Source organism: Paraburkholderia yinzeri (assembly GCF_046581065.1).
Taxonomy (GTDB): domain Bacteria; phylum Pseudomonadota; class Gammaproteobacteria; order Burkholderiales; family Burkholderiaceae; genus Paraburkholderia.
Genome location: NZ_JBFOCJ010000002.1, coordinates 1,112,762 through 1,127,140 on the forward strand (window position 1 = coordinate 1,112,762; position 14,379 = coordinate 1,127,140).

Genomic DNA, 14,379 nt, shown 5'->3' on the forward strand with positions numbered 1-14,379 from the left:
TTGCATCGTCCGTTCCGCAACCCGCACGATGTCCAACGTCACCGGCCCGCTGCCCGCGCCTCAACCGCCCCCGGAAAACCAGCCGGCGACCGGCACCGGCGCGGCCGCCACGGGCAACGCGAATCTCGCGGCGCCCGCGCCGCAGGGCGCTCCGACGCCTTCGCACCTGCCGCGCGACGAATCGCCGCTCGGCCGGCTCACGCACGCAATGGCGCGCACGGGCCAGCGCCTGCGGCACGCGAAATTCGACGTCAGCACCGCGGTATCGCAACGGACCCAGCACGGCAAGCCGCTCGCGCCCGCCGACTACACCGCGAACGGCACACGCTATCCGGTACGCCCGGCCGCACCGTCGAACGCGGCGGCGACGCCGCTGCAAAAAAGCGAGCGCGAAGCCCGCGCGGCCCTCGCGAAGACTGCGCGCTCGCAGGCGCCGGCAACGAACGCCCCCGCTCCGGCAAGACCGGATGCCGCCGTTCCCCCAGACAACCTGCAGGACCTGCCGCTCGACGCGATGGACGGCGGCGCCGCCCTGCTCGCCTACGTCGCGCGCCGGATGCCCGGGCCGCAGAACGATCCGCTCGCGGCCGGCGAGCTCGCGAATGGCCTCGCGATGCAAGGCGCGCCGGCCGGTTCGCCGCCGACCACGCGCGGCGCGCTGCTCGCGCATGCGCTGCACGGCGCCCAGGTCGGCGATGCGCACGAAGCGGCGCAAACGCTCGACACGCTGGCGAGACTCGACTTCACCCGCATGGACCACGCGCGTTCGGCATCGCCCGCCGAAGCGCGCGCGTGGCTCGCCGCGCGCACGCTGTCGCGCACCGACGCGGGCTTCGAGGCGCTGGAGCATCTGCGCAGCACGGTCGGCAACACGCCGCCCGCCGCCGATCCGTCGACGCGGCTCGCGCAGCGGATGATGCTGCAGGCCGCCGATGCGCTCGAACCGGATGTCGACCCTGCCGCGCATCCGCTCGCGCGCGATCCTGCGCCGGGCATGACCGCCGCGCGGCACGCGCCCGCGGTCGGCACCGGGCCGCGCGACGCGCCGTTCGCATGGCAGGCCTACGACGCCGCGCTGACGCTGACGACCCAGGGCCGCACGCGGATGAGCGACGACCAGAAAGGCGTGTTCTTCGCATGGCGGCAAAACTTCCGCGAAGACGGCCGGGGCAGCGACCTCTCGAAGGCCCGCGAACGTCTGAACAAGTTTTCCGCGAAGACCATCGACCGCGGCACCGAGAGCCGCTGGAAAAGCTTCCTGCCGCGCGTGTTCGGCAAGCACGTGGCGCCGCAGCGCGCGCTCGCGTACGGCACCCAGGGCGTGCCGCGCAAGACGGTCGGCGCCGAACGCCAGGCGCTGCAGCAGGCGATGCAGGACACGCTGCCGCCGCTCGTCGAGCGGCCCGAGATGCGCCCCGCCGCGGCGCTCTCGCACGCGCGGCCCGAGCGCTCGATCGCCGAACTCGCCGCGCTGCACGTCTGGCTGGAGAGCGGCGGCTTCGCGAACGGCCATCCGGACGCGCAGCAACTGCATGCGATCGCGCAACGCGCGGAGCGGATGTGCGCCGACCTGCAGCCGCGCGACGTCGGTTCGCCCGCGACGCTGGAGCGGATGCGCCGCACCACCGCGGGCTGGGCCGCCGCCGATCCGCACGCACTCGCACGCGACCCCGCGTTCAAGCCGGTCGCGAAGCGCCCGTTCGACATGGAACGGCTCGCGTCGTGGGGCAAGGTCGCCAGGGTACCGGCCGATTCACCGTTCTGGGGCGACCTCGATGCGCTGAAGCGTGCCGCGCGCCCCGATACGTCGACCTCGACGCCCGCCGACATCACCAACGCCGACGACGTGCGCGCAACGCTCAAGGACGTCACGCGCAACCTGCAGTCGAGCTCGCGTCTGCGGCTCACCGACGGCGGCCGCCTCGGCATCAGCACGCGCGGCCTGTCGGCCAATATCGGCAAGCTGCTGCATGCGGGCGCGGTGCCCGTCGCGCCGCGTCTCGATGTGCGGGCGTCGAAGTCGCGCGAAGGCGTGATCGAGCTGAGCCGCAGCACCCAGGGGGTCGAGATGTTCGTCGGCACCGCGAAGACCTCGGTGCAGCATGCGGGCGTCGGCGTGCTGGTCGGCTACGACGCGGACGTCGGCCTGACGCAGTTGCGTGCCGGCGTGACGACCCAGGCCGTGCTGCATTCCCAGGAACTGCAGGAGCCGAGCGGCGTGTCGCTGCGCGTGGCGCGCCGCGTCAATCCGAACGGCACCGGGTACGACGACAACGCAATGCGCGCCAAGCTCGGCGACGTGGTCGACCACGTGTTCGACGAAGCGACCCACGCGCGGCGCAGCGACACCGACGGCGCGCGCGGCACCTGGAACCGGCTCGCGGAGCGCTATTTCGACGACCCGGACGTGTCGGTGAGCTGGACCGACACCGTGTCGCGCACGGTGAAGCGCGGCGGCTCGGCGGACGTGGGCGTGTCGGTGAAGATTCCGAATGCGGCCTCGCCGGTGCGGGTGGGTGTCGGCGCCGGCATCGGCTACGAACGTACCGCGAAGCAGACGCTCGATTCGAACGAAACGAGCGGCCGGATGCAGATCGAGCAGCATCGCGTCGGCGGCGGCTCGCGGCTGCTCGGCAAAATGGGCGGCACGGTGAGCGCCACCGGGAACGCCGGGGAGGTCGGCGTGGGCTTCATCTCGCTCGACGCGCCGTCCGCGACGCTGACGTTCAACGACGACAGCCGGCTCGCGAAGGTGCAGCTCGTGCGCGAGAACGGCACGCTCGCGCATCGCGCGTGTCTGTTCGACACCGAGTATTCGAGCGCCGAGACCTACACGCGTGCGATCGATGCGAGCCGCGAGCAGTGGATCGCGCTGTTCGCGGCGCAGACCGAGGACGAACAGCGCGCGGAGCGTCAGCAGGCGCGCCTGAACGGCCTGCCGGAACCGGCACTGCGGCCGCCGCGCGAGATCGCGGCGGAACGGCTCGACGCGCACCTCGCCGACGTGAAGGCGAACCGGCGGCCGAACCAGACCTACTTCCACCGCTACCGGCTCAAGCGCGACGCGGCGAAGCAGCTCGACGTGCTCGCCGCGCTCGGTGCGCAGTTGCCGAAACAGGGGAGCGCCGAAGCGCGCGCGCAAATCGATCGCAAGGTTGACGGAATCCTGAACGAACCGGATTCATGGATGCCGATCGAGCTGAAAGTGAAGGAGCGCACGACGGTCACGCGGGCGCCGGGCTTCAACTTCCTGCTGCAGATGAACGCGCAGACGAGCGCGACCGGCGACCGGGAAATCTTCGCGGAAAGCATTCCGTTTGCGCTGCTCGAACGACTCGACCCGTGACGCGACGCGGGCCGTACGCGGCCCGAGGGCCGCTTTGCCGCCGCATCCGGTCACGCCCGCGCCGGCAGCGCGCTCAGCTCGCGCTGCGCGCTGACCTGGCGCACCGACTGGGCGGCGAGCACGTATGAGACGCCGTGCGTGCGCTGCGCCGAGTTCGATTCGTAGCTGTACAGCACCTGGTTCGTCCAGCTGCCGGGCGCTTCGAGCACGCGCGCGATCTCGCCGCGAATCCGCAGCATTTCCTGCTGGTCGGCCGCGCTGAGCGCGCCGCCGCTCTCGGCGCGCTGCTCGTACATCCGTATCGCGCCGCGGAACGCGTTGATCTCGGCCGCGGCCTCGGGCACCATCCGCTGCCGCTCGCCGTGGAACTGGTTGCCGCGCGTCGCGTTCAGCTTGACCTTGGTCTGGTACAGGTTGAGCGCGTTCTGGTCGCCCGCCATCGATGCGGCCCAAGCGTCGTTGCGGCTGTCGACGTACTGCAGGTAATCGCCGACGCGCGTGAACTCGGTGTCGCGATAGGTGCGGTCCGGCACGATCTCGCCGTCTTCCTCGTAGAGGCGCAGCGTCGAACCCTTGCCGCTTTGCAGGATCGTCGTGCCGAAGCCGATCAGCGGCACGCTCGAAAACGACAGCGAGTTGAACGGCCCCGGCCCCGACACGGGTACCGGCGTGGGACTCGCGACGAGCGTCGCGCTGCCGTTCAACGCGACGCGATGGCTGGTGCTCGACTTGTCGACGGTGCGCCTGCCGCTCTCGTCGGTCGCGTGCGCCTTCGTCGTGTTGCCGATCAGCTCGCCGGTAATCAGCGGTCCGAACTTCACGTTCGCGGGCGTCACATAGCGCACGCCGGCCGTCGCGGTTGCGGCGGCGTAGTTCGTGCGCGACGTGTTGTCGACCCAACCGATCGACAGGTCCGGGTCGGCGAAGAACTGCTGCGCCATCCCGTTCCACATTTCGTCCTTGTTGCGCGAGAGCTGTCCGCCCGGGCCCGAGGTGCCGATCGTGCGCACCGCTTCGGTCAGCTTGCCGCGCCAGGCGTCCGGATTGCCCGGATTGGCCGCCTGCGTATAAGGCGCGCGGAGCACGACGCCGCGCGGATTGCTGGTGTCGCGTCCGCCAAGCAGCTCTGGCGCGAAGCTCGCCATCACCTTGCCGCCCGCCAGCGACCAGCCGATGAAGCCCGATACGCCCAGGTGCGCGGACTTGCGGTTGTCGGTGCCGATGAACATTTCGCCGTGGTGCGACGTCGAGCCGACCTCGAGCACCGCATGCCGGCCCTTCAGGTAGCGCACGTCCGGCGCGACCGACGCGCTCGGCGCGCCGACGAGGCCCAGCGCCTTCGCGAAGTTCTCCGAAATATTCGCATCGAGCCCGTAGACGCCGCCGCTCGACATCTGCACGCTCCACGTGCGCGGAATGTTTTCGATCAGATGGCAGACCGAATCGATGTTGCCCTCCGGCGTCGCCGGCCGCTCGACCGGATCCTGGCGGATCGTCTGCATCCGGTCGAGATTGTTGCCGAGCGTGCGGTTGCCGGGACCGGCCGGCCGGGTCGGGTCGGGACGCGTATTCATGTCGATGTTCGCGCCCTGCGCCCAGTTGCGCAGCGTCTGCGCGTTCATCAGCGGCAGGTTGCGGAACGCCGGACTGTTGCGCACCGTCGCCTTGTCGGTATGCAGCGCGTCGGCGACGTCGCTCGCAATCTGGTCGCGCTGGAAGTAGCCGAGCTTCATGTCGTCGCGCAGCCACCCCTTCGCGCCGATCGAGTTCTTCCATTGCCGCAGCGCGGCCGCGCGCACGGCCGCGTCCATCGTCTGCGCGTCGGGCGGATTGCCCGGCTGGGTCTGCGGCCCGGCCACGACCGCCTGGTTCAGATGATCGACGACGACGTCGATCGAGTGCAGCGTGCTGAAGTCCTCTTCCGGGTGATCCATCAAGCCGCCCGCGGTGCCCGCTTCCAGCGCGGCGGCCGGATTCTTGTCAAAACCGAACGGATGCTTGATGCCGTCCTTGAAACGCTGCGCGGTGCGCTGGAGCCAGGAGCCGGTACGCGCCGATGTCGCGTTGCGCTGCGCATACTTCACGAACGCATACATCCGGCTTTGCACCTGGCCGAGATCGGCTTCGGCGATGCCGTTGCGATGCGCGAGGTACGCGCTGCGCAGATGGACCGGCGGCTGCGCGTTCACGTCGGTCAGGAGCGCGCGGCTGCACAGCAGCGCCTTGGCGGCCTGCGAATGGTCCGCCAGCGCGGCGCTCAGCGCCGCCGGATCGGCGGCCTGGGGCGGCGCCAGATGCGCGTCGCGCTCCGCGGCCGGCAACATCGCATTCGCGGCCCGTGCCAGTTCGTCGAGGTTGCGCGGCGCCGGCGGCGCGTTCTGGCCTGCCGGCCAGGCGGTGAGCAGTTGGCCGGCCGCACGCCAGGTTTGCCAGTCCGCTTCTTCGTGGATTCTCGTGTCGCGTTGCGTCGGGCCGGCGAGCACCGGACCGCCCTGATTGATCGGCGGCGCGGCTTCGACGTCGCGCAGCGCGCGAAAGCTCGCATGGGAACGCGCCATGACGCAGCGGGTCGCAAACGCGTCGCGCTCCTGCTGCGCGTTCGGATGGGCGATCTGCCCGCTCAGTACCTGCAACGCGTCGCGGGCGCGCTGCACGTCGCCGCCCGTCGCTTCGGCCAGCGCGTGGCCGAGATAGCGCGCTTTCGCGAGGGGCGGCTCGCCGCGCGCCTGCTGCGGAATCGCGTTGCGGATTTCCTGCATCAGCGCACCGCGATCGGCGCCGTGCTGCTGCAGTTGCGCCTGCGCCGCATTGGCCGGAGGCGGAAAACTGCGCGCGAGATGACGATCGAACGGCGCATCGTGGCGCAGTTCGAGCGACGCGAGCGATGCGGTCCGGTCGTTTTCGCCGACCGAGGTCTTCACGTTGGCCGGGTGTTGCGACGCCACGCCGATCGGCATGCTCGCGTTGGCTTTCGGCGTGCGGATCTGGTCCGGGCGCGGCGCGATTTGCGGCGCGGGACGCGACGCGCGCACGGTCGTCTGCGCGCGGAACGGCGTGGCGCTGACACCCGCGCCGCCGCCCGTCAGGTCGGTGTTGAACGGTGACGTCTGCGGCATCGGCGCACCCGGCCCGGGCGCGCCCGTGCCCGGAAAATGACTCTTCAGCGCTTTCAGGCCCGCGAGCGCCCCGCCGACCTCGCGGGTGTCCGGCAGCGGAACGTTCGGCTGTGCCTGGTTCGGTTGCGCCTGCGGCGGGTTGGGCGGGACGGCGGGATCGGTGCCGAGGAAGGGCAACGCATTGCGAATGTCGGACCAGAACGGCACGGCACGCTCCTTTCAGCAAAGGTCGGCCTCCTGATGCGCCGACGTTTGCGCATTGTCATCGGGAAGTCATGCTCGTGTGAGGCGGGAGCGCGAAGGCGGGTTTGCGGATGCGAAGTTCGCTTTCCAAACTCCGCGGTTATCGGGGCGTTGGCCTTGGGTCACGGCCGTAAGGCCCGAATTCCCTGGGCGTCAGCGCTTCGAGCCGCCGTCGACACGCAGCGTGTCACCCGTTACCCAACGCGCCGCGTCGGATGCGAGGAACAGGGCTGCGCCCGCGATGTCGTCGGGCTGCGCCACGCGCTTGAGGGCCTGCATGCCGAGCGTGAAGTCTCGCCCGGCATCGGTCCTGGCGAAGTTCGACATGTCGGTCTCGACTACGCCAGGCGCGACGGCGTTCACACAGATGCCGCGCTCGCCGCGCAATGCTATCCGGGGCATTAACGCGCGTAAGCACGCATGCACGGCTGCATCAACGATCCGGCAGCGAGCTATCGGCCCTCGGGCACGCCGTGATGCTGCTTGACGCAGCAATCTCCTCTGCTAAACTTTGCCGCTGGAGATGGCATTCTCCATAACCGCTCGCTCCGAGCCGATGATGCCTACAACGTTGTGCCGATTGAATACGCTTTTCAAGGCGCATTTCTATCCGGCCGAATCAAATCAACAAAGGCATTGATCATGTATCTCTCGGTTCTGGCGGTTGCAATCGGCGGCGCATTAGGTTCACTGTTTCGCTGGTTTCTCGGTGTCCGCCTCAACGGACTCTTTCCCGATCTCCCCTTGGGCACGCTTGCCGCCAACGTGATTGCCGGCTACATCATCGGCGTGGCCGTCGCGTTCTTCGCACGTCAGCCCGATATTCCCGTGGAGTGGCGTCTCTTTGTCATTACGGGCCTGATGGGCGGCCTTTCAACATTCTCCACGTTCTCCGCGGAAGTGGTAGCGGATCTGCAGCAAGGCCGTCTTGGTTGGGCAGCCGGCGAAATCGTCATTCACGTCGGCGCGTCGCTGACCATGACGGTCCTCGGCATCATGACGGCAAGCGCCGTCGCTCGTGCCGCCGCCGCTTGAGCGGCACCGGTCGACGCATGCCGGGCACACGTTGACCAGTCCGGCGCGGAGGCGGCGCAGGATGCACTCGTATGCGTCGCGCAGCAGCGCGTCATAGTGCAAGCGGCAGATGGCGAGCCCTTCGAGCCGGCATCCACTACAGCAGCGTGAGGAAGAGAATCGCGACCAGCAACCCGCCAATCAGGGCAAGGTAGAAGTTCAGGTTGCCGGATTGGAGAGCGCGAAGGCGCTCCGCGCACGCCGTCACGATCCGGACCAGAGGGTCGAACAGGTGCCGCTCGAAGAGATCGGTCACGCCAGCCGCAAACACCAGGCGCTTGACGAAGTATTCGCGCTGCTCGTGCTCGCGCGTCGTGCTGACGGTCGGCTGGTAGATGAAGCTGTAGAAGGTGCGCATGGCATTCGAAAAGGTCAGCGCCGTCGTCGCCGCATCATGCCCGCTTTCCGTCATGCCGCCGAACCACACGGGTGCCCTGCGAATCGCGTGCCGTTTCGTCAGCCACAGCAGCGCGAGCGGCAGGATCGCCAGCAGCGGCATCACGATGACCAGCTTCGTCGGCGAGATGAAGGCAAATTTGTCCGTGAGCGGCACGAGCAGCCAACCCGACACCATCGCCTGCGGGCTGTTGGCATGAAAAAGCGTCTGCGCGCCGCTGGCAAGCGCGTTGAGCCACAGCGGCGCACCGACGGCCACGGCAAGCACGCACAGCCCGAGGATCCCCACCGAAACCGCGTTCGTCCGCGGCACGGGCGGCGTGACGTCGATGCCTGGCAGTCCCAGCAAACCGAGGCCGAACACCTTGACGAACGTTGCGAGCGCAACGGCAGCGGCCAGCGCGAGTCCCGCCCCTGCCAGAACAAGCACGAGCCGGCCGATGAAGGACGCGAGGTGGAACCCCTGAAACACCGACTGAAACACATACCATTCGCTGACGAACCCGGCCTGCGGCGGCACGGAAGCGAGGCTCATGACGGCAAACACCGCGCCGAGCCCGAGCAGGAAGCCGCTGCGACGCAGCCAGCCGCGGGGCACGATGTCGTAGCTGCCGCAGGCCGCATGGATGCCGTCTGCCGTGAGGAACAACGCGCCCTTGGCAAGCGCGTGACCCGCGAGATGCAGTAACGCAACGGTCCATGCAAGGCCTGCAAGATCGCCGAGATGACCGGCGCGAAAGAGCAGCGTCGCGCCGAGCATGACGACGGCGACCGACGCATTCTCTGCCGACGAATAGCTGAGCAGCGAGCGCCACTCGTCCTGCTGGAATGCGAACAGTACGGCCAGGATCGCGCTCGCCACGCCCGCCGCGATCGCGATCACGCCAAGGCCGAAGGCCGTGCCGCTCTGCACGGATACGTCGAGCCAACTGTTCCAGCCGCGACTCAAGGCAAAGTACGCCGCGTTGAGCACGACGCCCGAAAACAACGTACCCGTTGCGCCGCTACCGCAGGAATAGGCGCGCGGAAACCACTCGTAGAACGGCATCAGCCCAAGCTTTGCCCCGAAGCCGATCAGCAGCGCGAGGCCCGCGAACCAGGACACGACGCCGGCCGCGCCCGGCGCATTCATGACGAAGCGGTCGAAGCCGATGCCGCCTGCCGCCCGGTCGAGCACGACAACCGCGAACATCAGCGCAACGGCCCCCACTTCGAGCAACGCGAGCATGAGCATGACCGGCCGGCCCTCGCGCTCGTCCGCCCGCTCGCCGGCCAGCATGAGCGCGCCCCCAAGGCTCATGGTTTCCCAGGCGACGAGAAGCGACATGCCGTCCTGCAGACCAACCACGCCAAGCGCGCCGAGCAGGCTGAACGCGGCACCGGCGGGCCACCGTCCGGAAGCGCCGGCCAGCGGCGAGCCGAGCCAGCAGGCCAGTGCCGCGGGTACCAGCCCGAAGCCGAGCAGCCAGAGGCCCGCAGGTTCGACTGCGAACCCTACCGGTTGCGCCGCGAGCGCGATGGGCAGCGGCACGGCGGCGGTGCCGTCCGGCAGCGCGACGAGGCAGGCCATCACCGCAAGCACGCATCCCGTGCCCAGCAACCCGCGAGCGACGCCGTGCGCGGCGCGCAAAGGCGAGACGAGCGCCGCGAGCGCCCACAACGCGGCGGCAAGACCCAGAAGCAGGTTAGCGCTCAAGCTGCCCTCCTCTCATGCGTTGATCGGCTCTCCCGACGATCAACAGCAGCGCATGAATCAGCGCGGCCGGATTCGGCGGGCAGCCCGGCAGATAAACGTCCACCGGCAGCACGCCGTCGAGTCCCGTGCCGCACGCGTAATTGCCGCCGCTCACGCCCCCCGACACCGCACAGGTGCCCGTCGCGACAACCCAGCGCGGCGCGGGCATGGCCTCCCACGTCGCGAGCAGCGGCGCGCGCATCGCCTTCGTCACGGGGCCGGTAACGAGCAGCACGTCGGCAAAGCGCGGTGACGGCGTGAAGAAGATTCCAAGCCGATGCAGGTTGTAGAACGGATTGTTGAGCGCCTGCAGCTCCGACTCGCAGCCGTTGCACGATCCCGCATCGACATGCCGGACGTGCAGGCTGCGGCCGAACTGGCGGCGTTCTCGTTCGACCACCTCGCGCGCGATCCGCTGATTCATCGCCTCTTCCCACTTCAGGTCGTCGCGTTCGCGCACGCCGAGCGCCCAGTCCCCGGAAGCCGTGAACGCGCCCGTCGGGCAAACTTCGACGCAACGCTGGCAGACGATGCAGCGCCCCCAATCCACCTCGGGCTTCGCGGGCGTCTCGTTCGACGAAGCGAACGAGATCGCATGCGTCACGCAGGCATTTGCGCACGCCTCGCAGTCGGGGCGGCATTTCGCCGGATCGTAACGCGGCATGCCCAGCACACCTTGCTGACCGTGCCCTTCGTCCTTCACGCCCTTCAGCGGCCAGTCGGTGCTCGCACTGCCCTCCTTCAGGCCAAACCAGGTCCAGAGTGACATCGATGCGTTCCTCCCCTGTGCGCTGCGTGAGTCACGCCGCTAACGGGCACAGCCCGAAACGGTCAGGCCAAAGCTCGCCTCGTTGATGGCGTAGTCCATCATGTTGCTGTCGTGAACCGTGGACGGAAACACGCGCCAGTTGGCAAACGACGGCGCCTTTATCTTCACTCGCGCGAGCCGGCTGTCCGCATCGAAATGGACGGCGTAGAGCACCGTGCCGCGCGGCGACTCCGCCCACCCCAGCCCTTCCGTCCCCGCGACCGCGACGCAGTCCGCTCGCAACGGACCGTCCGGCACGCCCTCGCCGATCGCCCGGTCGACGAGCGCCAGACTCGCACGCAGTTCGGCAATGCGCACGTTCATGCGCGCATACGCGTCGCCCGCTTCGGCAATCGCGACGGTCGGCGGTAGCGCTGCATACGCGGCATACGGGTGGTCCCGGCGCAAATCGCGGTTCACGCCCGACGCGCGCTCGACCGGTCCGGTCGCACCCTGATCGAACGCGAGCTGCTGGCTGAGCGGCGCGGTCGAGATCAGGCGATCCAGATGGCTCGTGGTGCGTTCAATCAGTCCAACGTAGCGATCGACTTCCGGCGAGAGCGCAGCGAGGCCTTCGGCAATCGCGTAGACGTCCAGCTCGCGCCGCACGCCGCCCGGCCAGATCAGGCCGCGCAGGAAACGGCTGCCCGTTGCGCGCGCATTGATCTGCTTGGCCTGCTCCTCGAGCAGCTTGCCCTGCGCTTCGCCGACCTTGAGTGTCGTCGTGTGACACAGGTGACCGAGATAGTGCAGATGGTTGTAGATCCGCTCCAGCTCGGCGGCGACGAGTCGAAACCAGCGCGCACGCCCGGGAACCTCGCAGCCTGTCGCGTCTTCCACCGCCTGGGCGTAGGCGAGCGCGTGGGCCACGCTGTCGACACCGGAAACACGCTCCGCGACCAGCGTGCCCGTTTCGCCGTCCACGCCCTCGAACTGCTTTTCCATGCCCCGATGCTTGAGAAACAGATTGGGGTGGTAGTGCAGGATACCCTCGCCGAGATAGTAGAAAATGAACTGCGCCGATTCGACTACGTCTGCCCGCACCGGACCAAACGGCAGAAGCTGGACATGTTTGCCCGAGACGCCCGGCAGCTTCGGCGCAGTCAGCGTAGCGGCCATACTCCGACGTTGCGTACCGGGTGGCTCCAGAGGTCCTCGTTCGCCGTGCGGCAGAAATGCGGTGACGAGTCGTTCCGGCTCCGGGTGATTCGAGAACGGGATGCCGCTCATCTCCATGACCTCGCGTTCGTGCCAGCCCAGTAGCGGGCAGATGGCAGCGAGGCTGGGAACCGGCTCGCCATCGCCATCACCATCGACATCAACAGACCAGCCGCAGAACGGCTCGCGATCCGGCACCGTCGCGACGTAGCGCAACTGCGCCTGCCCCGGCGCCGGAAACCAGGCGTAGACGCCCTGCATCCGACCGCCTTGCGCCAACAGCGCGCGGGCGTGCGCCGGCAGTTCGTTGGCGCGCAGCGTCACGTACTCGCAGTTGCTCATCGATTGCCTCCGCCCAGATCCGCCGCAACAGCCCCGAAGAAATGCCATAGCGGCTCGGGCCACCAGATGCCCAGCACGAATACCGGCAAGAGTGCCAGCCACATCGGCAGCGTCATCCACGCGTCGATCTCCACAGGGCCATTCCCGTTCGATGGAGGCCGTTCGGCTGGCCTCGCGTCGAGATACATCTTGCGAAAGTGATTGAGGAAGCCGATGAAAATCACGATCAGCAACACCAGCAGCACGATCACCGCCCACGCGTTGGGCGTTGCGAATCCGGCGCGCATCAGCGTGATCTCGCTGAGGAACAGCCCGAACGGCGGCGCGCCCGTAATGGCGACGGCGCCCGCGAGCCAGAGGGCGCCCGTCACCGGAAAGCGTGCCCATATGCCGCGAATCGCGTCGATGTCCTTGGTTCGATAGACGCGCATCGCGTTTCCCGCGCCGAAGAACATGAGCGACTTGTTCAGCGAATGATTGAGCATGTGGTAAAGCACGGCCGCTATGGCGAGCGGACCGCCAAAGCCGATTCCGAGCGCGATCACGCCCATGTGCTCGATGCTCGACCAGGCCATGAGCCGCTTGATGCCCTGCTGCCGTACGATGAACAACGCCGCGACGAAGAGCGAGATCGCGCCGAACGCCACGAGCACCGTGCGCGGCAACACCGAGCGGCTCGCCGCATCGGTAATCGTCAGGAAGCGCGCGATGCCGAGCATGGCCGTATTGAGCAGCGCGCCCGAGAGCATCGCCGAAACGGGCGCCGGACCTTCGCTATGTGCGTCGGGCAGCCACGTGTGCATCGGAACCAGCCCGGCCTTCGTACCGTAGCCGACGAGCACGAGCAGAAAGGCCATCTGGATCAGCGCGGGGTTCATGTGCGGGGCGGCAGTCCGCAGCGCATTCCATGTCATATCGTAGGTGGGGCCGAGCACGAGACTGCCGGCCCAGTAGAAGAGCACCGTGCCGAGCAATGCGAGGCTGATGCCGGCCGACACGACAATGATGTATTTCCAGGCCGCTTCGATGGCTTCCCGACCCCGCTCGAAGCCGACGAGAAAGGTGCTGACGAGCGTGGTCAGTTCGATGGCGATCCAGTAGACGCCGATGTTGTTCATCAGCGGACCGCAGATCATCGTCGTCGCGAAGAGCGCGAACAGTGCATAGAAGCCCGGCAGGCGTGCTTCCTCCTCCTTGATGAGCCGCATGTAGCCAATGGCGTAAATCGACGCGAGCCCATACACGAGACAGGTGCAGACAAGCGTCCACGCTCCGAGGGCGTCGAACAGCAGATAGCCGTTGACGAAGGTCGTCGGCTGATCGACGTGGGCCGCGAGCCATAATGCCGCGAAGAGGCTAACGCCGGCCGCGGCGAGATTCGCGTACTCGGCCACCCGGACGTGCTGGCTCGCCGTGGCGGCCACGGCGGCGAGGAGCGGCGCGACAATGACGAGAACGAGCCATCCCTCTACCATGATCACCCCACCAGACGCCGGAGTTCGCGGCTGCTCGTGCTGCCGACATGCGCGACGAGATAACGGACCAGCACGCCGAAGCTCACCACGATCACAAGGAGATCGAACAGCAGGACGAGTTCGATCAGCAGCGGCATGCCGGGCACGAGAATCTGCGAGCCGAGAAAAATACCGTTTTCGAGGATCAGCAGGCCGAGCACCTGACTGATCGCTTCCTGGCGGACGGTCAGCATCAGGAAGCCGATGAGCTTCATCGACAGCATCACGGTGAGCGCAAGCACGACCACGGTGCCGCCCAGTCCGAGCGCATTGCCAAGGTGATTGGACACCACGAATGCGAAGAGCACCAGCAGCGCACCGAGCACGAGGCTCGATCCAGGCTGCAGGATCACGTGCAGTTCGCGCTCCACGGCGAGGCGCGCGATGATGCGCCAGATGAGATACGGCAGCACGAGGCCGCGGAAGAATGCGGTCAGCACGGCCACCAGATACAGCTCGTGATAGTGGCCGTAGTAGCCGACCGCGCCGGAGAGCAACGCGATGAGCCAGGATTCGGCCATGAACGCGAGCAGATAGTCCTTGAGCCAGCGCGATCCGAGCATCACGAAGGCGAGCAGCAGACTGCCGATCGCCAGCAGGCTGAAGAGCGATGCGGCAAGCGGGCTCAGATGGGCGAGCAGCATGGC

9 protein-coding genes and 1 riboswitch are annotated in these 14,379 nt (G+C 68.0%); of the genes, 2 read left to right on the forward strand and 7 right to left on the reverse strand.

Translation table 11 applies throughout. The features are described 5' to 3' along the window. The first annotated feature begins 28 nt into the window (after window positions 1-28). Complete coding sequence (locus WJ542_RS22045) at window positions 29-3,346, forward strand: autotransporter (RefSeq protein ID WP_411191617.1); 3,318 nt, start codon at window positions 29-31, stop codon at window positions 3,344-3,346. A 50-nt stretch (window positions 3,347-3,396) separates the two neighbouring features. On the opposite strand, the gene WJ542_RS22050 is transcribed toward WJ542_RS22045, so the two are convergent. Next, a complete protein-coding gene (locus WJ542_RS22050) occupies window positions 3,397-6,669 on the reverse strand; it encodes a hypothetical protein (RefSeq protein WP_411191618.1) in 3,273 nt (1,090 codons plus the stop codon). A 189-nt stretch (window positions 6,670-6,858) separates the two neighbouring features. Further along, window positions 6,859-7,146 carry an SDR family NAD(P)-dependent oxidoreductase gene (locus WJ542_RS22055; RefSeq protein ID WP_411192521.1) on the reverse strand — a complete coding sequence of 96 codons (288 nt, stop codon included), beginning with the start codon at window positions 7,144-7,146 and terminating at the stop codon, window positions 6,859-6,861. A 69-nt stretch (window positions 7,147-7,215) separates the two neighbouring features. Further along, window positions 7,216-7,278, forward strand: a riboswitch (Fluoride riboswitch). Between the two features lie 69 nt (window positions 7,279-7,347). Here WJ542_RS22055 and crcB point away from each other — a divergent pair. Further along, window positions 7,348-7,740: a fluoride efflux transporter CrcB gene (gene crcB, locus WJ542_RS22060; protein WP_411191619.1), complete on the forward strand. Its 393-nt coding sequence runs from the start codon at window positions 7,348-7,350 to the stop codon at window positions 7,738-7,740. A 136-nt stretch (window positions 7,741-7,876) separates the two neighbouring features. Here the strand turns inward: crcB and WJ542_RS22065 are convergent, their stop codons facing one another. The 5 genes from WJ542_RS22065 to WJ542_RS22085 are packed head-to-tail and all read right to left on the reverse strand — an operon-like array spanning window position 7,877 to window position 14,376. Next, the gene (locus tag WJ542_RS22065; RefSeq protein WP_411191620.1) at window positions 7,877-9,871 is read right to left on the reverse strand and encodes a proton-conducting transporter transmembrane domain-containing protein; all 1,995 of its coding nucleotides are present in this window, start codon (window positions 9,869-9,871) and stop codon (window positions 7,877-7,879) included. Next, window positions 9,861-10,679 (reverse strand): NADH-quinone oxidoreductase subunit B family protein, encoded by an 819-nt coding sequence (locus tag WJ542_RS22070; RefSeq protein WP_411191621.1) that lies wholly within the window; start codon window positions 10,677-10,679, stop codon window positions 9,861-9,863. The genes WJ542_RS22065 and WJ542_RS22070 overlap by 11 nt, the downstream gene beginning before the upstream one ends. A gap of 39 nt (window positions 10,680-10,718) precedes the next feature. Further along, window positions 10,719-12,218, reverse strand: a complete 1,500-nt coding sequence (locus WJ542_RS22075; protein ID WP_411191622.1) for a hydrogenase large subunit — start codon at window positions 12,216-12,218, stop codon at window positions 10,719-10,721. Next, window positions 12,215-13,693 (reverse strand): proton-conducting transporter transmembrane domain-containing protein, encoded by a 1,479-nt coding sequence (locus tag WJ542_RS22080; RefSeq protein ID WP_411191623.1) that lies wholly within the window; start codon window positions 13,691-13,693, stop codon window positions 12,215-12,217. Before WJ542_RS22080 ends, WJ542_RS22075 begins: the two co-directional genes overlap by 4 nt. Before the next feature lie 2 nt (window positions 13,694-13,695). Beyond that, window positions 13,696-14,376, reverse strand: coding sequence for a hydrogenase (locus tag WJ542_RS22085; RefSeq protein ID WP_027796239.1), 681 nt, complete (start codon window positions 14,374-14,376; stop codon window positions 13,696-13,698). Window positions 14,377-14,379: the final 3 nt, after the last annotated feature.